We start from the raw sequence: 21,059 nt of genomic DNA on the forward strand, positions 1-21,059 counted from the left end.
CGACCGGGGCCACTCACCCCGACAACGTTCCGCAACCCATCCTGCACCCCGTCAAGCGCGACACGCCAGTGGCTGGTGTGGTTTGTGGGACGGAGTCAGGCCCACGGCGACCCTCAGCCCTGCGCGACGGTCGGGTCCTCGACCCGACCGATGAACAACGGGGTCCGGGTCTCCACGTCGTGGATGACGTACAGGTACGGCTTGTCGAAGACGAACTTCTCCGGCTCGTCGACCGGTGCGCTGGTGACCCCCGCGCCCACTGCGGTCGCCGCGGCCGCCTCCGCGCCGATCTCGTCCACCTCGATCACGGCGCGGTGCAGGATGAACGCGATCATCAGCTGTTCGGTCTCGGTCATCCCCGAGAAGTCGGCCCGGTCCGTCATCGCGGTCGGCATCCCCAGTTCGCCGAGTGTCCCCTTGAGCTCGGCCTTCCACTCCAACGTCCACTTCGGCAGCTGCAGGTCCACCCGGGCCGGTGCCAGGCCGTCCAGCAGCGTGATCAACCCGCCGTCGGCCCAGTGCGCCAGGGTGTCGTCGATGGTGCCGGTTGGTTCGACCAGTGCCATCGCCAGCTGCTCCCCGACGAACTTCTTCGACGCGGCCCGGCACACCGCGTCCTCGTGGTAGGCCTCCGCCGAACCGACCATCGTGTCGGGCTGCACGACCTCACCGTCGGCGCGGGTGAACGGTCGGGCCTCGGTCGCGCCCTCGGAGAACGGCTTCAGCCACGGCGCCTTCAGGTGGATCGCGTTCACCAGCACCAGCCGGGTCTCGGCGGTCAGATCGTCCGGGCCGACGATCTGCTCGATCTTCCCCGCGGTCGCGTCACTGGTCCAGCCGTTGATGGCTTCCGCCGAGCCGGTCGGATCCCCGCCGAAGTCGACCAGGTTCATCCCGGCTCCGTAGAACTCGGCCAAGGTGGTCAAGAAGGCCTCCTCGAACTCGTAGCCCGGCAGTGACCACAGCGAGTTTGCGATGTTGAGGGTGACCTCGGCGTCCTCCCCGTTGTGCTGGAAGGTCCCGCTGCGACCGTTCAGGGCCTGGCTCAACGTGTTGACGCCCTCGTTGAACGCCGCCAGGTCGGCCGCCTCCAACACCTCGTCCATCTCGGTGGCGGTCTGCCCGGCGGCGCCGTTGCGGGTCATCGCCAGCGCGATCAGCACCGACAGCGGGGAGGCGACCAGGTTCGCCCCCGGTTGGGTGACGCCTTGGGTCAGGCGTGAGGTGAACGAGGCAACCGTGTCCGGGACGTCGGCCAGTTCGCCGGGTGCCCGGCGGTCGGTATCGACGCGCGCCTCGGCGGCAGAGCCGTTGCCCGAGGTGCAACTGGTCACGAGACCCATCGTGGCCAGTCCGGCCAGTCCGGCGAGCAGGGTACGGCGGTCCAGGAGGAGTGGAGTGCGCATACCCCATTCACGCACGACACGGACTCACGGTTGTCGCAGCATCGCCATCATCGGTGCTTCCCAGCGTGCGGCTTCGGTGGCATAGTCACAGATCTGACCGCCAGCGAGGGCGGAGGACGCGTCCTGTGCGCCAACTCCACCCCGGACCCAGGAGGTTCGACGTGACCACGGCAACTGAAGAAAGCTTGGCAGCCGAGGAGAAGAGCCGCCGCGGCGGCTTCTCCTCGCGGCGGGTGTTCATCCTGGCCGCGATCGGGTCGGCCGTCGGGCTCGGCAACATCTGGCGTTTCCCCCACGTGGCCTACGACAACGGTGGCGGCTCGTTCCTGATCCCCTACCTGGTGGCGTTGCTGGTGGCCGGGATCCCGTTCCTCTTCCTCGACTACGCGGTCGGCCACAAGTTCCGCGGTTCGCCACCTCTCGCGCTGGCACGGCTGTCGCGCAAGTTGGAGGGCATCGGCTGGTGGCAGGTGGGTGTCTGCGTCGTGATCTCGATCTACTACGCAGCCATCATCGGCTGGGCCGCCACCTACATGGTGCTGTCGGCCAATCGCGGCTGGGGTGCCGACCCCGACGCCTTCTTCAGCTCCTCCTTCCTGCAGGCGGGCGAGCCCGGACTGAGCCTGAACTTCGTCCCGGGCCTGCTGTGGCCACTGGTGGCGGTGTGGGTGGTGCTGATCGTGGTGATGCTGCTCGGCGTGCAGAAGGGTGTCGGAGCCACCTCGGTGATCTTCATTCCGCTCCTGGTGCTGGTGTTCGTGGTGATGGTGGTCCAAGCGCTGATGCTGCCCGGGGCCGCCACGGGCTTGGACGCCTTCTTCACCCCCAACTGGGCGGCACTGCTCGACCCCGGCGTGTGGGTCGCAGCCTTCGGGCAGATCTTCTTCTCGCTCTCCGTCGGCTTCGGCATCATGATCACGTACGCGTCGTACGTCAATCGGCGCAACGACATGACCGGATCGGGTCTGGTCGCCGGGTTCGCCAACTCCAGCTTCGAACTGCTCGCCGGCATCGGGGTGTTCGCGGTCCTCGGCTTCATGGCCCAGGCGAGTGATGCGCCGGTGAGCGAGGTGGTCGTCTCCAGCAGCATCGGCCTCGCCTTCATCGCCTTCCCCGCGATCATCAGCCAGGCACCCGGCGGCCCGGTGATCGGCATCCTGTTCTTCGCCTCGCTGATCCTGGTGACTCTGGCAGGTTGGTCTGGCCCCACCGTGACGGTCTGATCTGGCCCCGGCCGCGACGCGCGGGGGTGGTTGCGACGGTTTGATCTGGCCCCACCCGAGCCTGGCCTCACTGCTGGTTCGAGGAAGTGGGGTAGGGATGGAGTCACGGGTGGAGTTGTTCGCGGCGATCCGGCGGGACGCACGGGTGGAGGGTCTCTCGATACGCGCGTTGGCGGCCCGGCATGGGGTGCACCGGCGTACGGTGCGGCAGGCGCTGACGTCAGCGGCACCGCCGGCTCGGAAGGTGCCGGTGCGTGCTGCGCCACGGCTGGACCCGTACCGGGTAGCGATCGACGAGATGCTGCGTTCGGATCTGGACGCGCCGCGTAAGCAGCGGCACACCGCCACCCGGATCCTGGCCCGCCTGGTCGACGAGCACGACGCTGCTGAGCTGTCGTACTCCACGGTCCGCGACTACGTGCGGGTCCGGCGCGCGCAGATCGATCTGGAGGCGGGGCGTCGGGTGGAGGTGTTCGTGCCGCAGCAGCACGCCCCGGGCGCGGAGGCGGAGGTCGACTTCGGTGAGGTGTGGGTGGTGCTGGCCGGGGTGAAGACCAAGTGCCACATGTTCGTGTTCCGGCTCTCCTACTCCGGGAAGGCGATCCACCGGGTCTATCCGACCTGCGGCCAGGAGGCGTTCCTGGAAGGACACATCGAGGCGTTCCAGACCCTGGGCGGGGTACCGACACGGCACATCCGGTACGACAACCTCTCCAGCGCGGTCACGACGGTGCTGCATGGCAAGGACCGCCGCCGCCAGGAGAACCAACGGTGGGTGCTGTTCTGCTCGCACTACGGCTTCGATGCGTTCTACTGCCAGCCCGGCATCGCCGGCGCGCACGAGAAGGGCGGCGTCGAGGGCGAGGTCGGCTGGTTCCGCCGCAACCACCTCACCCCCATGCCCGCCGTGGACACCCTGGACGAGCTCAACGACCTCATCCGCGACTGGGAGACCGCCGACGAGGCACGCCGCCTGGCGGGAAAGAGCTCCACGGTCGGCGCCGACTACCAAACCGAGAAGGTGCAGCTCGGGCCGTTGCCGGTGGAGCGGTTCGAGCCGGGGCTGGTGCTGCATCCGCGGGTCGACCGCTCGGCGATGATCACGGTCCGGATGATGAGGTACTCGGTGCCCGCGCACCTGATCGGCCGCAAGGTCCGCGTCAGCCTGCGAGCCTCGCACCTGGCGGTCTACGACGGCCACACCCTGGTCGCCACCCACCGCCGGGTCGCCTCCCGCGGCGGGCACGTGGTGGACCTGGACCACTACCTCGAGGTCCTACGTGTCAAGCCCGGCGCACTGCCAGGGTCGACCGCGTTGGCGGCCGCCCGCGCGACCGGTGCGTGCGTTCACCTCAGCGCATGAGGCGTTCTGGGCCGAGGCGAGGAAAGTCAACGGCGACGCCGACGGCACCCGCGAACTCATCGACGACGTCCTACTACTGCACCGCTCGCTACCTGCCGAGGCCGTGACCGCTGGGATCAGCGCAGCACTGACCGTCGGGGCGGTCTCAGCCGAAGTCGTGGCTGTCGAGGCACGCCGCCACCACACCGCCACGGGTGGGGCCAACACGGACCGTCAACCCGCTGCTCGACCCGCGGTGTTTGAGCAGCGTGTTGTCTCCCTGACCCAACGACGGCTGGCGGACCCGGCCGCGGTGATCGCCGGGCTCCCGGCGGATACGCGGCCGTTGCCCTCGGTGGCCGCCTACGACCAACTACTACCCCGCCGAGCAGCAGCCGCCAGGACCGCGGTTGATGACGACCTGTCGAGAGCGAGCAGCTGATGCCGACCACACCCACCCCGACCAGCACGACCCTGCGCCGCCGCCGTGGTCTGACCGAGGAGGCCGCCCTCGCCGCCGTCGACCAAGCCTGCCGCCGGCTGCGGCTGCCCACCATCCGCGGCGTCCTCGACGAAGCAATCACCGCAGCGGTCAAGGAGCAACTGTCCTACCCCGGGTTCCTAGCCGAGCTGCTGCTAGCCGAGGTCGACGACCGCGACCGCCGCTCCTCCGCCCGCCGAGTCAAAGCCGCACAGTTCCCACGCCAGAAATGGCTCGGTGACTTCGACTTCGACGCCAACCCCGCCATCGAACCCGCGACCATCCACCAGCTCGCCACCTGTGACTGGATCCGCCGCGGCGAACCACTCTGCCTCATCGGAGACTCCGGCACCGGCAAATCCCACCTACTCATCGGCCTGGGCACCGCAGCCGCCGAAGCGGGCCACCGCGTCCGCTACACCCTCGCCACCCGGCTCGTGAACGAACTCGTCGAAGCCGCCGACGAGAAGACCCTGGCCAAGACCATCGCCCGCTACGGCCGCGTCGACCTACTCATCATCGACGAACTCGGCTACATGGAACTAGGCCGCCGCGGCGCCGAACTCCTCTTCCAAGTCCTCACCGAACGCGAAGAGAAGAACAGCATCGCCATCGCCTCCAACCAATCCTTCTCCGGCTGGACCCACACCTTCACCGACCCACGCCTATGCGCAGCCATCGTCGACCGCCTCACCTACCACGGCACCATCATCGAAACCGGCACCCACTCCTACCGACTCGCCCACAGTCGAGCGAGATAGTCAGAGCAGGCAGAGAGCACTGAAGTCAGAGGTCCCAGGCGTCCCGCCAACTTTCCGGGGTCGACCACCCACCGACCGCTGCATAGGCAGACCAAAGACCGTGGTGGTTGGCCTCGTGCTCGATGAAGACGTCGAACAGCTCTCCAATCCCCATCGCCGTGTCCCCGAACTGGTAGTTGGCAGCAACCGCCTCTGCTCCCAGCTCATCAACAACTGCGGACAGCTCCGCGTCCGCACGCTCCAAGCCGGCGAGCAAGTCGTCCCGGTCAAGGCTGCCGCCGTATCGAGCGAACTTGGTAGGCATCGAAAGGACCCGCGACCTCAGAGTGTCCGTATACAGGTCAGTGACCTGCAGAACATGTCGGAACTGGCGATCCATCGACCCGAAACGGGCGTGAGGTGAGAAAGCGTAACGATCCTGAGGAGTTTGCTCCACAAAGTCCCGCGTCAGTCCCCGCACGAACTGCCACGACGACCGGAAGTCGACGATCACCTGCTCGGTGCCATCCATGCCCGAACTCTAGGCATGGCACCCAGAACCCGCCACACACGCATGCGCACCACGTGCCCGATCGGGGCCAGATCAGACCGTCAACTCGGGGCCACTTCAGCTTGACACACTCATCCTGGCGGGGATCACCTCCATGATCAGCATCGTGGAGGTGGTGATCAGCTCGGTCCGTGACAAGTTCGAACTGAAGCGCACACCGGCCGTCCTGATCGTGATGCTCCCGATGGCCGTGGTCAGCGTCCTGCTGCTCGGGACCGACACCGCGCTGTACGCCCTCGACATCCTCGACCACTTCATCAACAACTTCGGCATCCTGCTCGTCGCCATCGTCAGCATGCTGCTGATCACCTGGATCGTGCGAGCCATCCCGGTCCTGCGGGACCACCTGAACCAGTACGGATCGTTCCGCCTGGGCCGCTGGTGGACCGTGTTGCTGGGCGTCGTCACCCCGATCGTGCTCGGCGTCAGCCTGATCCAGGGTCTGTGGACGGACGCCACCGAGCCGTACGAGGGCTACCCGGTCTGGCTGATCGGGCTGCTGGGCTGGGGCGTCGCCGGCGGTGTGATCGTGATCGGCTTCCTGTTCGTCCTGGTGCCGTGGCGCAAGGATGACGCGTTGACGTTGCCGACCGTCGACCCGGAGGAGGTGACCCGATGAGCGCCACATCCATCGTGATGATGATCATTGCGATCGTGGTGTTGTGGGGCGGGCTGACGCTGGCCATCCTCAACCTGAGCTTCCGCTCCCCCGCCAACCCGACCGAACCGCGCCACGGACCGCAGAGCTGATTCGGCCCCCTCCGCCGGTGGCCTGGCCCGCGGCATGCTGCCGACCGCACCGGTGGACGCGGTGCCGGTCACCGGGGCTTCCCGGGGACCAGCATGGCAGCGACCACGGCGGACACGGCGGCGACCACCGCTGCGACCAGGTAGCCGCGCGCGAACCCGACGTCGGTGCCCGCCACCAGGCTTGCGGCGACCACCCCGGAGATCACGGCGGCCCCGGCCGAGGAGCCGAACTCGTGGCTGGTGTTGAGCACGCCCGACGCGATGCCGGCATCCTCCGGCGCGACCTGGCCGAGCGCGGTGGCCGCGGCAACCACGAACAGTGCGCCCAGGCCGGCTGAGCCGATGCTCACCGCAGCCACGGTGGTGAGCGTGCTCAGGCTCAGCGCCGGCACCAGGAGCCCGGCGGCGGCGACCAGCAGCGCGGCCACACCGAGCGTGCGCGCTCCGATGCGTCCGATCAGCCGACCACCGACCTGTGCCCCGGCCATGGTGGCCAGGGCGACCGGCAGGAACAGCAGCCCGGTGACGAGCGGGCCATGGCCCCGGGCCTGCTGCAGGTAGAACGTGCCGAGGAAGAAGACCGCCACCATGAGCCCGGTGGCGACGAAGAGCACGAACGTGCCGGCCAGCACCGGGCGGCGGGTGAGCAGGCGCGGGTCGACCAGTGGCGCCGCCGAGCGCTTCAGGTGGAAGGCCACGGCTCCGTAGACCGCCACTCCGGCGGCAAGGAACCCGAGCGTGAAGGCACTGCCCCAGCCGTGTTCGCCGGCGCCGATGAAGCCGTAGATCACCAGCAACGTCGCCGATGTCACCAGCACCGCACCGACGACGTCCAGCCGCGCGCCGGCGGCCCACGGCGGCATCGGCGGCATCAGCAGTCGCAGCGCCACCAACAGCGCGACGCCGACCGGGACGTTGACGAAGAACACCCACTCCCAGCCGGGCCCGCCGGTCAGCAGGCCGCCGACCAGGACACCGGCGGCGGCGCCCACGCCACCGAGCGAGGACCAGATGCCGAGCGCCTTGTTGCGCTCCTCGCCGTCGAACAGGCGGACCACGACCGAGAGGGCTGCTGGTGACAGCATGGCGGCGCCGACTCCCTGGGCCACCCGGGCGCCGATCACCACCTCACCGGACGGAGCAAGTCCGACGGCGAGTGAGGCGACGGTGAACAGCGCGAGTCCGGCCAGCACCAGGGGACGGGGACCGACGACGTCGGCGGCCCGGCCGGCCAACAACATCAGTCCGCCGAAGGCCAGGGTGTAGGCGCTCATCACCCAGGTGAGGGCCGCTCGCCCCATCCCGAGGTCGGCGCCCAGATCGGGGATCGCCACGGTGACGACGGTGATGTCGAGGATCAGCATGAATTGCGCCACGGCGAGCAGACCGAGGACCCGCCAGCGGCGTGGATTCCTGCTCGTGGATGACTCGTCGGTGGGTGGCTCGTCGGTGGGTGGCTCGTCGGTGGGTGGCTGGCGGGTGGACGTCTCGGCCATGGTGGCTCCTGAGTAACTTGAACAGTGGTGTTCATGTTCTACCACAACCTGAACAGGTGTGTATGATTTCTGTATGGCCTCCACCACCGGAACCTCCGCCCCCCGACGAGCCGATGCGCGCAAGAACATCGCCGCCATCCTGGATGCCGCCACGGAGTGCCTGGCCGTCGACCCGGACGCGAGCATCAGCGACATCGCCTCCGCCGCCGGGGTCGGCCGGGTCACGCTGTACGGACACTTCCCCACCCGCGCGGCACTCGTGGGACAGGTGGTGGAGCGGGTGATGCGGGACTCGGACGCACTACTGGACGCGGTTGACCTCGAGGGCGACGCACGACTGGCTCTCGGGCGACTGCTCGAAGCCAGCTGGCAGGTCACACACCGCTATCGCGGCCTGGTCCTCGCTGCCCAAGCGGCGATGCCCGACCGCGACCTGCGCCAAGCGCATGACAAGCCGACGCAGCGGATGACCAGACTGCTCCGCCGGGGACGACGCGAGGGCGTCGTCCGCAAGGACATGCCGGTGACCTGGCAGGTGACGACCATCCAAGGCGTCCTCCACGCCGCATCGGCCGCCGCGCACCGCGGGGAACTCTCGGCCGAGCATGCACCGGACCTGATCAGGACCACCCTGCTGGCAGCGCTCACCATCGACCGCACCTGATGTGGTGGTGACCTGTCGTCGATGAACAAGGTGTGAAGGGCCGGATGCCGCACCCGGCACAAGAAGAGGCTGCCCGCCCCGGAGACCGGGACGGGCAGCCTGTCGTGTCTGTTGCGTCTGCGGCTCGGTGTCAGCTGCAGCCGCTGGTCGAACCGCAACCCTCGCAGACGTAGCAGGAACCGCTCGGCCGCATCTTCGTCCCGCAGGTGAAGCAGAGCGGGGCGTCCACGGTGCTGCCGGAGATCGACTCCATCAGCTCAGCCGTGGTGTGAGCCGTACTCGGAGCCGGCTCCGCCGCGGCGGGTGCCTCGACCGGACGCTCGGCCACCGGCTCGGCGACCTTGGCCTCCGGGGTCGGCTTTACCTCGGGTGCAGCAGCCTTCGCCGCCCCACCCGCCTGCGCGGAGGCACCGGCCTGGTCCGACGTACGGGCCTGGTCGGACGTACGGGCCTGGTCGGACCGGGCGCTCAGCGCATCGGTGTCGACTTCGTCAGCGGCGTCGTTGCGCAGCGACTCCGACTCCGACTCCACCGGCTCCGGCTCCAGGTAGGACCCGGTCTCCACGTACCGCGCCCGCTCGGCGGCGGTGTGGATGCCCAGCTCGGCCCGCTCGTCGAAGGACATGTAGTCCAGCGCCAACCGGCGGAAGATGTAGTCCATGATCGACTGCGACATCCGGATGTCGGGGTCGTCGGTCAGCCCGGCGGGCTCGAACTTCATGTTGGTGAACTTCTGCACGAACGTCTCGAGCGGCACCCCGTACTGCAGGCTGATCGAGATCGCGATCGAGAACGCGTCCATCACCCCGGCCAGGGTGGACCCCTGCTTGCCGAGCTTGAGGAACACCTCGCCCAAGCCGTTGTCGGGGTAGGAGCCGGAGGTCATGTAGCCCTCGGCACCGCCGACGGTGAACGACGTGGTCCGGCTCGCCCGCGACTTCGGCAGCCGCTTGCGGACCGGCCGGTACTCGGTCCGGGTCTTCTCGGCCGCGAGCTCGGCGGCCTTGACCTCGATCTCCTCCTCGATCTTGTCCGCGCTCTTGGCCTTCGCGTCCGACAGCGGCTGGCCGACCTTGCAGTTGTCGCGGTAGACCGCGAGTGCCTTCAGGCCGAGCTTCCAGCCCTGCAGGTAGACGTCGCCGATCTCCTCGACGGTCGCCGACTCCGGCAGGTTGACGGTCTTGGAGATGGCACCGGACAGGAACGGCTGCACGGCCGCCATCATCCGTACGTGACCCATCGGCTTGATCGCCCGGGCACCCATCGCGCAGTCGAAGACCTCGTAGTGCTCGGTCTTCAGCCCCGGCGCGTCGATCACGTGGCCGTGCTCGGCGATGTACTCCACGATCGCCTCGGCGGTCTCGGTGGTGTAGCCGAGCCGGTCGAGCGCCATCGGGATGGTGTTGTTGACGATCTGCATCGAACCGCCGCCGACGAGCTTCTTGAACTTCACCAGCGAGAAGTCGGGCTCCACGCCGGTGGTGTCGCAGTCCATCATGAAGCCGATGGTGCCGGTCGGCGCGAGCACACTGGCCTGCGCGTTGCGGTAGCCGTTGGCCTCACCGATCTTGATCACCTTGGCCCACTCGGCGCTGGCCGCCTGGTGCACCTTCTGGTCGATGGCCGACAGCGGCTTCACCGAGTCGTTGGCCGCCTGGTGCTTGCGCATCACACGCTTGTGGGCCTCGGCGTTGCGGGCGTACCCGTTGTACGCGCCGACGATGCCGGCGAGTTCGGCCGAGCGACGGTACGAGGTGCCGGTCATCAGCGAAGTGATCGCAGCAGCGAAGGTCCGGCCACCCTCGGAGTCGTAGCCGTGACCGGTGGCCATCAGCAGCGCACCGAGGTTGGCGTACCCGATGCCGAGCTGGCGGTAGTTGCGCGTGGTCTCCCCGATCGGCTCGGTCGGGAAGTCGGCGAAACAGATGGAGATGTCCATCGCCGTGATCACCAGCTCGACAGCCTTGACGAACGTCTCGGCGGCGAACGTGCCGTCCTCGTTCAGGAACTTGAGCAGGTTGAGGCTGGCCAGGTTGCAGGAGCTGTTGTCGAGGCTCATGTACTCCGAGCACGGGTTGGACGCGGTGATGCGGCCGCTCTCGGGGTTGGTGTGCCAGTCGTTGATCGTGTCGTCGTACTGGATGCCCGGATCGGCGCACTCCCAGGCAGCCTTGGCGATCTTGTCGAACAGCTCACGGGCGTCGACGGTCTCGATCACCGAACCGTCGGTACGGGAGGTGAGGCCGAACTCGGTGCCGTTCTCGACCGCGGTCATGAACGTGTCGGTCACCCGTACCGAGTTGTTGGCGTTCTGGTACTGCACCGACGTGATGTCCTTGCCGCCCAGGTCCATGTCGAAGCCGGCGTCGCGCAGCGCGCGGATCTTGTCCTCCTCGCGCGCCTTGGTCTCGACGAACTCCTCGATGTCGGGGTGGTCGACGTCCAGCACGACCATCTTCGCGGCACGCCGCGTGGCACCCCCGGACTTGATGGTCCCGGCGCTGGCGTCGGCCCCGCGCATGAACGAGACCGGGCCGCTGGCCGTACCGCCGGAGCTCAGCAACTCCTTGCTGGACCGGATCCGCGACAGGTTCAGACCGGCACCGGAGCCGCCCTTGAAGATGAAGCCCTCCTCCTTGTACCAGTTGAGGATGGAGTCCATCGAGTCGTCGACGGCGAGGATGAAGCAGGCGCTGACCTGCTGCGGGCTCTGCGTGCCGACGTTGAACCACACCGGCGAGTTGAACGAGAAGTGCTGGTGCAGCAGCATCCAGGTGATCTCGTGCTCGAAGATCTCGGCGTCGGCCGGGGTGGCGAAGTAGCCGTTCTCCTCGCCCGAGGCACGGTACGTCTTCACGACGCGGTCGATGAGCTGCTTGAGGCCCTGCTCACGGACCGGCGTGCCGAGGGCACCGCGGAAGTACTTGGTGGTGACGATCGTCGAGGCGTTCATGCTCCAGAAGTCGGGGAACTCGACACCCCGCTGCTCGAACACGGTGGCGCCGGTCTTCCAGTTGGTCTGGACGATGTCACGACGCTCCCAGGTGACCTCGTCGTAGGGGTGAACGCCATCGGTGGTGAAGACGCGCTCGATCGTCAGGCCCTTGCCGGCCGGACTCGTCCTCGGATCGGTGCGGGTGGTCTCTGTCATGGCTCCCTCTCTGCGGTGACCGGGCAGTGGCCGGGTGACGCGTGGTTGATGTGGTGCGTGGTTGATGTCGTACGGGTACTGCTCGATGCTGTTGTGGCCGGGCTGTTGTGTGCTGGGCTGTTGTGTGCTGGGCCCCTGGTGTGGATCCCACCGGTGATGCTGTTGTGGGCCGTGCGGCCGTTGCCCGTGGGCGTGGTCTGGCCGGACCGGGCGCCGGAGTCTTCCCCAACTCCAGCGCCCGGCCCGGGAACTAGGGGGCGCCTCGCTGCGCCATCACCGGCGGGGCCGTCGCCGGCGCCGGACCGCTGCGGGTCGACCGGTTGACCGGCAACTCCGCCTGGTGGGGGTCGGTCAGCAGATCGCTCTGGCCGGGCGGGTCCATCCGCAGCAGTGCGATCTCGGACTCGAAGTCCTCGACGCTCTCGTACTGCCGGTAGACGCTCGCGAACCGGAGGTAGGCCACTTGGTCGAGTGCCCGCAGCGGCCCGAGGATGGCGACGCCGACCTCGTCGGCCGGCACCTCCGCCTGGCCGGAAGCGCGCAGGGCCTCCTCCACCTTCTGCGCCAACAGCGCCAACTGGTCCTCGGTGACGGGGCGCCCCTTGCACGCCTTGCCGACCCCGTTGACCACCTTCTGCCGATTGAACGGCTCGACCACACCGGACCGCTTCACCACGGCCAGCTGGGTCTGCTCGATCGTGGTGAACCGTCGCTCACAGTCGGGGCACTGGCGGCGCCGGCGGATCGCCGCGCCGTCCTCCACGACCCGCGAGTCGAGGACTCGGGAGTCGGTGTTGCGACAGTAGGGACAGTGCATGGCTCCGACTCCTCTCGACGTCGTCCTGTGGATGGACCTGTGGGTGGTGCTGTGATCTTGTTGTGGAAGGCTGTGCATCACCGACCACAACCTGTGGATGAAGCACAGCGGTGTAACTACTAGATATGGACAACCTAGGCCCACTCGGCAACTAAAGCAAGTGTTGGGGACGACGAGTCGGGAGTCGTGGCGCACGGCCGATGCGGTGGCCGGGCGATACTGGTGCGGTGACCAGCCCACGAGCACTCCGCCGACCGCCGCGCAACGCCGCCGCCGCGCGCGGACTGGTCGACGCGCCGCTGCTCGCCCTGGCCGCCACCGGCGTCTTCGGCCTGGCGGCAAGTGCGGTGTACCGGGCGACCGGCCTGGGGATCCCCTGCTGGTTCCGAGGGATCTTCGGGTGGGACTGCCCCCTCTGCGGCGGCACCCGACTCGGGGCCGCGCTGCTCACCGGCGACGTGACGGCCGCGTTCTGGTACAACCCGCTGGCCTTCGTCGGACTCGGCCTGGCCGCACTCGTGGGCGTCGCCCTGGTGGTCACCACCTTGACGGGGCGCCGACGGCAACTCGCCGAGGCGACCTCGGGACTCGCCGGACGGCTGCCCGTCCGGGTGACTCCGGGCTCGGCCAGCATCGCGGTCGGTGTCGTGCTGGTGCTGTGGACGCTGTTCCGCAACATCGTGCTGGGCCCCCTGCCCTGACACCCCTGCCCTGAGACCCGCGTCCTGACACCCCGTGCCCCGAGACCTCTTGCCCGGCGTGGGCCGTCGACGTCAGCCGGCGACGAGTTGTCCGATGGCCTGGTAGTCGGCCGAGGTCACTGTCCAGGCGGTACCGACCACGGCAACCAGCGCCGCCACGACCAGGACCAACCCGATCGACAGGACCACCGCGATGCCCCGGTCGGTGAGGCGCCACTCGGCCGGAGCCGCCGCGACCCTCGTGCGTGCCGCACCCGCGGCGCGGGCCGTACGTACCGGGGAAACAGGCGCGTGGCCCGCCCGTCGGTGGGGCGTCAGGACCTCGGCCGTCAGGGAAGCAGAGCCGAGGCCAGCACCGGTCAGCTGCGGTGGGCAGACGCCTCCGGGCCGTTCGGTCGAACGCGACCCGGCGACGCGCAACACCGGTCCACGTCGGGTCGCCGTACGACGACGCCCGCCACGACCGGCGGCCCGGCGTCGGCGGCTCGGGACAATCCCCCGGAGGTCCGTCTCGTCGATCTGCAGTGCGGTCATGATGCCTCTCCTGTCTCGAACGGGTGTTCGATCCGACTCTCATCGTGCCTCTTCGAACAGGTGTTCGCAAGTCCATTCGTACGATTGTTCTGTTCGTGTCGCACTTCTTCGAGGTGTCGCTGCCGAACGTCCCCAGCTCGGCGGGCCGTTCCGCAGCTGTACCCAAGGCTCCATCACAGCCGTGGGGTCCGACAGTTTTCGCCGATCGCCGACCCGACCGCCCGCCGACCGGGAAATCGGCGACACGCTCGAACAGATGTTTGAATGTGTCGGGGGCAGGCTCTAGCGTGTGGGCATGGCTGATTCGAACGACCGTCCCACGACCTCGACGACCCCATCGGGTCGACGCCGGGGCCGCCCGACCAATGCCACCGTCCGGGCCCAACTGGAGGCTGCCGGAGCCAGTGTCTCCGCGCTCCCCGACGGGCCCGCGGACGCCGACGGCCTGACACCGCGGCAGCGACGCATCCTCGAAGTGATCCAGGACGCGGTCGAGTCGCGGGGCTACCCGCCCAGCATCCGCGAGCTCGGCGTCAGCATCGGGTTGGCGAGCTCGTCCAGCGTCGCCTACCAGTTGCGCGCCCTGGAGGAGAAGGGGTTCATCCGTCGCGACCCCAAGCGTCCTCGCGCCATGGAGGTGTTGATGCCCGGCACCGGGTCCGCGACAGCCGCCGAGGCGAAGACCGGGGCGAAGGGTCGGACGAAGGGTGGCGACCGCAACTTCGACGAGACCGGCGGTTTCGACCACAACCCGAGTGCCGTCTCGGTCCCGGTCGTCGGTCGGATCGCCGCCGGTGGCCCGATCCTGGCCGAGGAGGCCGTGGAGGACGTGTTCCCGCTGCCCAAGCGACTCGTCGGCGACGGCGCGCTCTTCATGCTGGAGGTCCGCGGTGACTCCATGGTCGACGCGGCCATCTGTGACCGGGACTGGGTGGTCGTCCGCCAGCAGCCGACCGCGGAGAACGGCGAGATCGTGGCCGCCCTGTTGGATGACGAGGCCACCGTCAAGACGTTCAAGCGCACCGGCGACCAGGTGTGGCTGATGCCGCACAACCCGTCGTACGACCCGATCGACGGCAACCATGCCACGATCCTCGGCAAGGTGGTCGCGGTCCTGCGGAGCGTCTGACCCACGACCCGCCGCCTCCGGACCGGCCCGACGCGGGTGCGACGAAATCAGCCCCTCGCGGTGCGACAGAATCGGACCCGTGAGTGATCGCACCCGGTCGGAACCGCGTTCGGTGTGGTCGGCCCGCGCCGACGCGGCGGAGCAGGCCCTGACGGTACGACATCTGCGGCGGCTGTTCGGCCTGCCGGGGACCGAGCTTGCCGTCGTCTCCTGGCCCGCCGTGTGGTCACACCGGCTGTGGTTGGAGTGGCACTACTGGTGGCAGGCCCACCTGATCGACTGCCTGGTCGATGCGCAGGACCGTGAGCCCACGCCGCAACGCCGTCGGCGCATCGTCCGGATCACGAGGAGCCATCGGCTGCGCAATCTGACGGGCTGGACGAACAGCTACTTCGACGACATGGCGTGGCTCGGGCTTGCGCTGGAGCGCGCCGATCGGGTCGCCGGGGTACGCCACCGGGTCGGGCTCGCCCAGCTGACCGATCAACTCGTCGACCACTGGACCGAGCGTCGGGTCTCCGATTCCGGGGTCGTGGTCCGGGTCGGCGGCCTTCCGTGGCGCCGAGGCGCCGACTTCTTCAACACCCCCGCCAACGGACCGGCGGCGATCCTGCTGGCCCGGACCGGACACCTCGGGCGGGCGATACGGATGGCCGACTGGCTCGACGGTGTCGTCCGGGACGCCGGGAGCGGGCTGGTGTACGACGGGGTCCGGGTGAACACCCTGATGGCACGGGAGATCTACAGCTACTGCCAAGGTGTCGTCCTCGGCGTCGAGGTGGAGCTGGCGCGCCGGGTCGATCCGGAGCTGCATGGCGTACGTGCGGCACGACTGGTGCAGGCCGTCGCCCAGCACCTGTGCACCGCCGGGGTGATCACCGGGGGCTCCGGTGGTGACGGCGGGCTGTTCAACGGGATCCTCGCCCGCTACCTCGCCCTGGTGGCCACCGGGCTGCCCGGCTCGACGCCGACCGCCGTCCGGGCCCGCGCCACCGCGACGTCCATCGTGCTGGCCTCGGCGGAGGCCTGCTGGCACCACCGCGCCGAGGTGGCTGCCGACGGATCGACCTTGTTGCCGTTGTTCGGCCACGACTGGACGAGCGGGGCGGTGGTGCCGACGGCCTCCGCCGCGGTCGGGGGCACGGTCAACGGTGCGATCCGGCCGGCCACGGTGCCCGAGCGGGACCTGTCGGTCCAGCTGGGCGGATGGATGCTGCTGGAGGCGGCGGCCCGGGTCAGCGGCGAACGTGTCGCAGTTGGACGGCCCGCCGGCGGAGCCAGCTGACCTGCGGCGAGGAGTCGTCGCTGGTCAGCACCAGTTCGCACATCCGGCCGATCGTCTCGGCCACCTGCGCGATCGTCAGGCTGTCGGTCGGGATGTGGTCGGCGAACTTGGGGTCCTGCAACGACCTCAGGCCCTCGTCGATCCGGCGGCTGGCCCAGCTGTGGCCGATGATGCCCTCACCGCGACCGCGGAGGCGACGCCGTACGGTCGCGGTGGAGGCCACCAGCGCGAAGTGCCGGACGTCGTGCCCGCGGTCGCGCAGGCCGCCGACGACCTCGTCGAAGTAGTCGGCGCGGATGATCGTCATCGGCACGATGGTGGCGACCATCCGGCTGCCGAACTTCTGCTGCCGCCGGGCGTCGACGTCGGACAACACCTCCAACACCCCGCGCCGCCACAGCGGCGCGTCCTGGAAGTCGCCGCGCAGCTCACGAGGCTGCATCCGGTGGATGCCGTACCCGAAGTGTTCCGGGTCGGACACGAAGGATTCGGGCAGCCGACGGTGCAGCTCGAACGCCGTCTGCGTCTTGCCGACACCGAACGGCCCGTTCAACCAGATGATCATGGGCCCCTCCGTCCGGGTCTGTGGCCGTGGGTCGAGCCTACTCGGACGTCCATGATCACCTCGGCCGGTGGCGCTGTGACCTCGGGCCCCTCGACCGGCTCGGGCCCTCGACCGGCTCGGGCCCTCGACCGGCTCGGGCCCTCGACAGGTTCGGGGAACGGGGTCAGACCGTGGACGGGACCTCCGGGCCGAGCCGCCGCAGTGCCTCCACCGCGACCTCCCGGTCCGCGGTCGTCCAGAAGTCCGGCATCCCGGCCCGCAGGAACGAGCCGTACCGTGCCGTGGCCAGCCGAGGATCGAGCACCGCCACCATGCCGCGATCACCGGTGGACCTGATCAACCGGCCACTTCCCTGTGCCAGCAGCAGTGCCGCGTGCGAGGCCGCGACGGCCATGAAACCGTTCCCACCGGCCTCGGCGACCGCGTCCTGCCGGGCCCGCATCAGCGGATCGTCCGGGCGCGGGAACGGGATCTTGTCGATGATCACCAAGCGGCAGGTGTCCCCGGGGACGTCGATCCCCTGCCACAGCGACAAGGTGCCGAACAGCGACGTCTCCGGTTCCTCGAGGAACCGTCGGGTGAGCTCAGGCAGCTGCGCATCGCCCTGGCACAGCACGGTCATCTTCGGCAGCTCGCGGTGCAGGTGCTTGGCCGCCGCCTCCGCATTGCGGCGGGAGGCGAACAGCCCCAGCGTCCGCCCGCCGGCGGCCCAGGTCAGCTCGGCGATCTCGGCCAGCACCTCCGGCGGCAGTCCGTCCCGTCCCGGTGGCGGCAGACTCCTTGCCAGGTAGAGGATCCCTTGGCGTCGGTAGTCGAACGGTGACCCGACGTCGAGCCCGCGCCAGGTCGTCGGATGATCATGGTCAGCGGAGTCGGCGGCGAAGTCTCCCGGGTCGTCGGTCCCCTCCGCGGTCACGTCGACCTGTGCGGCGTCCTCGTCCGCATCCTCGTGTGACTCCCCCGCTGATGCGTCACCCGGCTCGTCCGCCGCGGTCGTCGCCCGGGGCTTGCGTCGGCGACCATGATCAGCTCGTGCTCCGGAGGCAGGGCGGTCGCCGGTGAGTTGCTCGGTCGCCCGCAGTCCGAAGCTGCCGGCCACCGAGGTGAAGTCGCCACCGATCTTGAGCGTTGCCGAACAGAACACCGTGGTCCGGTCGGTGAGCACCCGGTCGCGCAGCAGTCCGGCGACTCCCAGCGGCGCCACCCGCACCTCCCGGCCGAACCGCTCCCGGTCGTTGACGTAGACGACGTCCGACTCGGCCAGGGTGGCGATCCGCTCGGCGATGTCGTGCACCTCCCGCACCGCGGCGAGGGCCTGCCGACGATCGGGGTCGTCCGACCCGTTGAGTTCGGAGGCGACCTTCCGGGCGGTCGCCCGCAACGAGGCTGCCGCAGCGACGACCTGCGAATCGGGGTCGGTGACCCGCTCGGCCGGCGCCGACTCCAGGGCCACGGTCAGCGCGTCACCGTGCTCGAGGAACTCCAGGCCCAGGTCGTCGGCCAGCCAGGTCAGCGCCCGACGTGCCACCCGCTCCACCTGTTGGGGGCTCAGCTCGACCGATGCCGCGCCGGTCATCCGCGACACCAGTTCGTGGGCCTCGTCGACGATCACCGCGTCATGGGAGGGCAAGGCCGTACCACCGTGCATGGCGTCGATCGCCAACAGGGCGTGGTTGGTGACGACCAGGTCGGCGGCCCGCGCGGTGTCCCGGGACTGCTCGACGAAGCACTCCTCCCCGTACGGGCACCGCTGCGCGCCCAGGCACTCTCGGACCGGGATCGAGACCTGGCCCCACGCCCGGTCGGTGTGGCTCGGCGCCCCGTCCCGATCGGCCGTACCGCCGGCACTCAGCTCGGCCTCGGCCCACTCGCGGAGCATGATCACCTCGGCCCCCAGGGCTGACGCGTCACCCGACGTCGCGGTCTCGGCCGACTCCTTGGCCGCCGGGATGGTCGCCGCGAGCTCGGCACCGGTGATCAACGCCTGTTGGCCGTCGTCGGGGGCGCCGTCGCGGACCCGGTACAGGCAGGCGTAGTTGGAGCGACCCTTCAGCAACGCCGCCCGCGGCCGCTTCCCGGTCACCGCGGCGATCGCGTCCAGCGCGACCGGGATGTCCTTGGTCGCCAGCTGGGTCTGCAGCGCCAGCGTCGCGGTCGCCACGACCACCCGCTCCACGGTGCCGTCGGCGAGTGCGAGCAGGCTGGGCGCGAGGTAGCCCAGCGACTTGCCGGTGCCCGTCCCGGCCTGCACCAGCAGGTGTTCCGGCTCGGTGATGGCGTCGGCGATGGCGGTGGCCATCTCGTGCTGGCCGGGGCGCTCGGCTCCGCCGATCTTCGCCACTGCGGCGTCGAGCACCTGGTCGGTACGGCTACGGGCGGCGGACTGCTCAGGCACCGAGCCAACCTACCCGGACCGGGCCCGCCCCCGCAGCACCCCATGTGGACAGGGCGCGGCGGGTGGACAGGCACGGCGGGTTGCCGTGCTGCGGGCGGCGCCACGTCTCGACCACTGCGCACGCCACGGTGCGGGGCGCGGGGTCTCGTACCGTCGGGATCATGACTGGTTACGTCCACGGCCACCACGAGTCGGTCCTTGCCTCACACCGGATCCGCACCGCGGCGAACTCCGCGGCGTACCTGCTCCCCCACCTGAACCCGCAGCAGTCCCTCTTGGACGTCGGTTCCGGTCCGGGGACGATCACGGTCGACCTCGCGCGCCGGGTCGGCCGGGTCACCGCCCTGGAGCACACCGAGACCGCACTGCAGCTGACCCGCGACGAAGCCGCACGGCAGGGGGTCGAGCTCGACCACATGGTCGGGGACGTGCACGACCTCGACCTGCCCGACGACTCGTTCGACGTCGTCCATGCCCACCAGGTGCTGCAGCACGTGCACGACCCGGTCCGCGCGCTCGGCGAGCTGCGGCGGGTGTGCCGCCCGGGTGGGATCGTGGCGGTCCGCGACTCCGACTACCACGGCTTCGTGTGGTTCCCGGCCGACCCGGTGCTCGACCGGTGGCTCGAGTTGTACGACTCCGCCGCCCGTGAGCGAGGTGGCGAGCCGGACGCCGGGCGACACCTGCTCGGCTGGGCCCGGGCCGCCGGCTTCACCGACGTGACGGTCACCTCGTCGACCTGGTGCTGGGCGGCCCCGGAGTCACGGCGGCAGTGGGGCGACATGTGGGCCGAGCGGATCCGTCGGTCCGCGATCGCCGACCAGCTCCGCGAGCGGGGAGTCGCCGACGGCGAGTTGGACGAGGTCGCGCGAGCATGGCAACGCTGGGCGGCGGCCCCGGACGGGTGGATGAGCATCCTGCACGGCGAGCTGCTCGCCCGGGCCTGAGGCTCCACGCGCCCCCCCCTACGGGCCTGCTACGTGAGGACCCCGACCGATCCCGTGCGCGGGGCACGGACGGAGGCGCACCTCGGCGCGGTCACCTAGGATTGACGCCATGGCCTCCGACCCGAGCGACGCCCGTCTCCGTGCCTCCAACGGGGACCGGGACGACGTGGTCGCCGTGCTCACCGAGGCACACGCCAACGGACGGCTCGACGACGCAGAGCTGGCCGACCGCACGCGCGAGGTCCAGGCCACCCGGTTCACCGACGACCTGAGCGACCTGATCGTCGATCTCCCGGAGGGCCACGAGATCCGGCGCCGCTTCGCCGACGCGACGGCCGACGTGTCAGGAGCGTCGGGTGCCCTGGCCCCGGTGTCGGCAGCGAGCCCGCCGGCACCGTGGCGCACCTCGGCCCCGGGCACCGAGCTTGCCACCACCGCCGGGCCCGGCGACGTCGAGAACTCGGTGGCGATCATGGGCGGACACGACGTCGTCGTCAAGCCCGGGACGCCGATCGTGCGCAGCTACGCGCTGATGGGCGGCAACAACATCCACCTCCGCGACGTGATGGGTCCCGGTGTCGAAGTCACCCTGGAACTCTTCAGCATGTGGGGCGGCAACGACATCTTCGTGCCGCCGGGGGTACGGATCATCGACAAGTGCGTCAGCGTCATGGCCGGCAACGGCATCGAGCGGGAAGCCCGCGGTGACGGCTCCCGCGGGACTCTGATCCTGAAGGGTTTCAGCCTGATGGCCGGCAACGACGTCAAGCTCGACAAGGACGCACCGCCGCCACCGGCGCCACCGGCGCCGCCGGCCGACTCGTTGCCCGCGTACCGCCCCGACGACCTCCGCTGAGGCGAT

General features: G+C 69.5%; 17 protein-coding genes and 2 pseudogenes. 11 read left to right on the forward strand and 8 right to left on the reverse strand.

Translation table 11 applies throughout. The annotated features are described in order from the left end of the window. Nucleotides 1-113: 113 nt before the first annotated feature. Complete coding sequence (locus ACQBAU_RS10525) at nt 114-1,406, reverse strand: serpin family protein (protein WP_465256701.1); 1,293 nt, start codon at nt 1,404-1,406, stop codon at nt 114-116. A 161-nt stretch (nt 1,407-1,567) separates the two neighbouring features. On the opposite strand from ACQBAU_RS10525, the pseudogene ACQBAU_RS10530 reads away from it, so the two are divergent. From ACQBAU_RS10530 to istB, 3 genes and pseudogenes are all read left to right on the forward strand, one after another. Then, nucleotides 1,568-2,584, forward strand: a pseudogene (locus tag ACQBAU_RS10530) (sodium-dependent transporter); the annotation flags it as partial. Between the two features lie 142 nt (nt 2,585-2,726). Then, nucleotides 2,727-4,413: pseudogene (gene istA, locus ACQBAU_RS10535) on the forward strand (IS21 family transposase). Then, nucleotides 4,413-5,213, forward strand: a complete 801-nt coding sequence (gene istB, locus ACQBAU_RS10540; RefSeq protein WP_465256703.1) for an IS21-like element helper ATPase IstB — start codon at nt 4,413-4,415, stop codon at nt 5,211-5,213. Before istA ends, istB begins: the two are co-directional and overlap by 1 nt. A 25-nt stretch (nt 5,214-5,238) precedes the next feature. Here istB and ACQBAU_RS10545 read toward each other — a convergent pair whose 3' ends face one another. Continuing rightward, entirely contained in the window at nt 5,239-5,724 is a 486-nt protein-coding gene (locus ACQBAU_RS10545) for a DinB family protein (protein ID WP_465256704.1), read from the reverse strand. Between the two features lie 133 nt (nt 5,725-5,857). Here ACQBAU_RS10545 and ACQBAU_RS10550 point away from each other — a divergent pair, with 133 nt between their 5' ends. Further along, nucleotides 5,858-6,382 (forward strand): hypothetical protein, encoded by a 525-nt coding sequence (locus ACQBAU_RS10550; protein ID WP_465259357.1) that lies wholly within the window; start codon nt 5,858-5,860, stop codon nt 6,380-6,382. Further along, entirely contained in the window at nt 6,379-6,513 is a 135-nt protein-coding gene (locus tag ACQBAU_RS10555; RefSeq protein WP_434549099.1) for a methionine/alanine import family NSS transporter small subunit, read from the forward strand. Before ACQBAU_RS10550 ends, ACQBAU_RS10555 begins: the two co-directional genes overlap by 4 nt. 68 nt (nt 6,514-6,581) lie before the next feature. Here ACQBAU_RS10555 and ACQBAU_RS10560 read toward each other — a convergent pair whose 3' ends face one another. Further along, nucleotides 6,582-8,009, reverse strand: a complete 1,428-nt coding sequence (locus ACQBAU_RS10560; protein ID WP_434549100.1) for an MFS transporter — start codon at nt 8,007-8,009, stop codon at nt 6,582-6,584. A 73-nt stretch (nt 8,010-8,082) separates the two neighbouring features. Between ACQBAU_RS10560 and ACQBAU_RS10565 the strand changes: the two genes are divergently transcribed. After that, a complete protein-coding gene (locus ACQBAU_RS10565; protein ID WP_434549101.1) occupies nt 8,083-8,673 on the forward strand; it encodes a TetR/AcrR family transcriptional regulator in 591 nt (196 codons plus the stop codon). 130 nt (nt 8,674-8,803) lie between these two features. Here ACQBAU_RS10565 and ACQBAU_RS10570 read toward each other — a convergent pair whose 3' ends face one another. Together ACQBAU_RS10570 and nrdR are read right to left on the reverse strand one after the other, a co-directional pair. Beyond that, nucleotides 8,804-11,824, reverse strand: coding sequence for a vitamin B12-dependent ribonucleotide reductase (locus tag ACQBAU_RS10570; protein WP_465256773.1), 3,021 nt, complete (start codon nt 11,822-11,824; stop codon nt 8,804-8,806). 250 nt (nt 11,825-12,074) lie between these two features. Then, entirely contained in the window at nt 12,075-12,641 is a 567-nt protein-coding gene (gene nrdR, locus ACQBAU_RS10575; protein ID WP_465256772.1) for a transcriptional regulator NrdR, read from the reverse strand. Nucleotides 12,642-12,868: 227 nt separating this feature from the next. Between nrdR and ACQBAU_RS10580 the strand changes: the two genes are divergently transcribed. After that, nucleotides 12,869-13,342 carry a DUF2752 domain-containing protein gene (locus ACQBAU_RS10580; RefSeq protein WP_434549104.1) on the forward strand — a complete coding sequence of 158 codons (474 nt, stop codon included), beginning with the start codon at nt 12,869-12,871 and terminating at the stop codon, nt 13,340-13,342. Nucleotides 13,343-13,414: 72 nt separating this feature from the next. Here ACQBAU_RS10580 and ACQBAU_RS10585 read toward each other — a convergent pair whose 3' ends face one another. Next, nucleotides 13,415-13,876 (reverse strand): hypothetical protein, encoded by a 462-nt coding sequence (locus ACQBAU_RS10585; protein ID WP_434549105.1) that lies wholly within the window; start codon nt 13,874-13,876, stop codon nt 13,415-13,417. A 295-nt stretch (nt 13,877-14,171) separates the two neighbouring features. On the opposite strand from ACQBAU_RS10585, the gene lexA reads away from it, so the two are divergent. Together lexA and ACQBAU_RS10595 are read left to right on the forward strand one after the other, a co-directional pair. After that, complete coding sequence (gene lexA / locus ACQBAU_RS10590; RefSeq protein WP_465256771.1) at nt 14,172-15,005, forward strand: transcriptional repressor LexA; 834 nt, start codon at nt 14,172-14,174, stop codon at nt 15,003-15,005. 79 nt (nt 15,006-15,084) lie between these two features. Further along, nucleotides 15,085-16,290: a glycoside hydrolase family 76 protein gene (locus ACQBAU_RS10595; protein WP_465256770.1), complete on the forward strand. Its 1,206-nt coding sequence runs from the start codon at nt 15,085-15,087 to the stop codon at nt 16,288-16,290. Here the strand turns inward: ACQBAU_RS10595 and ACQBAU_RS10600 are convergent. Continuing rightward, nucleotides 16,241-16,855, reverse strand: coding sequence for an AAA family ATPase (locus ACQBAU_RS10600; protein WP_465256769.1), 615 nt, complete (start codon nt 16,853-16,855; stop codon nt 16,241-16,243). The genes ACQBAU_RS10595 and ACQBAU_RS10600 overlap by 50 nt on opposite strands. Nucleotides 16,856-17,018: 163 nt before the next feature. Further along, on the reverse strand, nt 17,019-19,250 hold the full coding sequence (locus ACQBAU_RS10605; protein WP_465256768.1) for an ATP-dependent DNA helicase: 2,232 nt from the start codon (nt 19,248-19,250) through the stop codon (nt 17,019-17,021). 161 nt (nt 19,251-19,411) lie between these two features. On the opposite strand from ACQBAU_RS10605, the gene ACQBAU_RS10610 reads away from it, so the two are divergent. Together ACQBAU_RS10610 and ACQBAU_RS10615 are read left to right on the forward strand one after the other, a co-directional pair. Continuing rightward, nucleotides 19,412-20,197 (forward strand): class I SAM-dependent methyltransferase, encoded by a 786-nt coding sequence (locus ACQBAU_RS10610; protein ID WP_465256767.1) that lies wholly within the window; start codon nt 19,412-19,414, stop codon nt 20,195-20,197. Between the two features lie 109 nt (nt 20,198-20,306). After that, nucleotides 20,307-21,053, forward strand: a complete 747-nt coding sequence (locus ACQBAU_RS10615) for a DUF1707 SHOCT-like domain-containing protein (protein ID WP_465256766.1) — start codon at nt 20,307-20,309, stop codon at nt 21,051-21,053. The last annotated feature ends 6 nt before the right edge of the window (nt 21,054-21,059 follow it).

Origin of the sequence: Carbonicoccus niuqiaonis (assembly GCF_050157065.1) — a bacterium.
In the GTDB taxonomy this organism is placed as follows: domain Bacteria; phylum Actinomycetota; class Actinomycetes; order Propionibacteriales; family Propionibacteriaceae; genus Avipropionibacterium.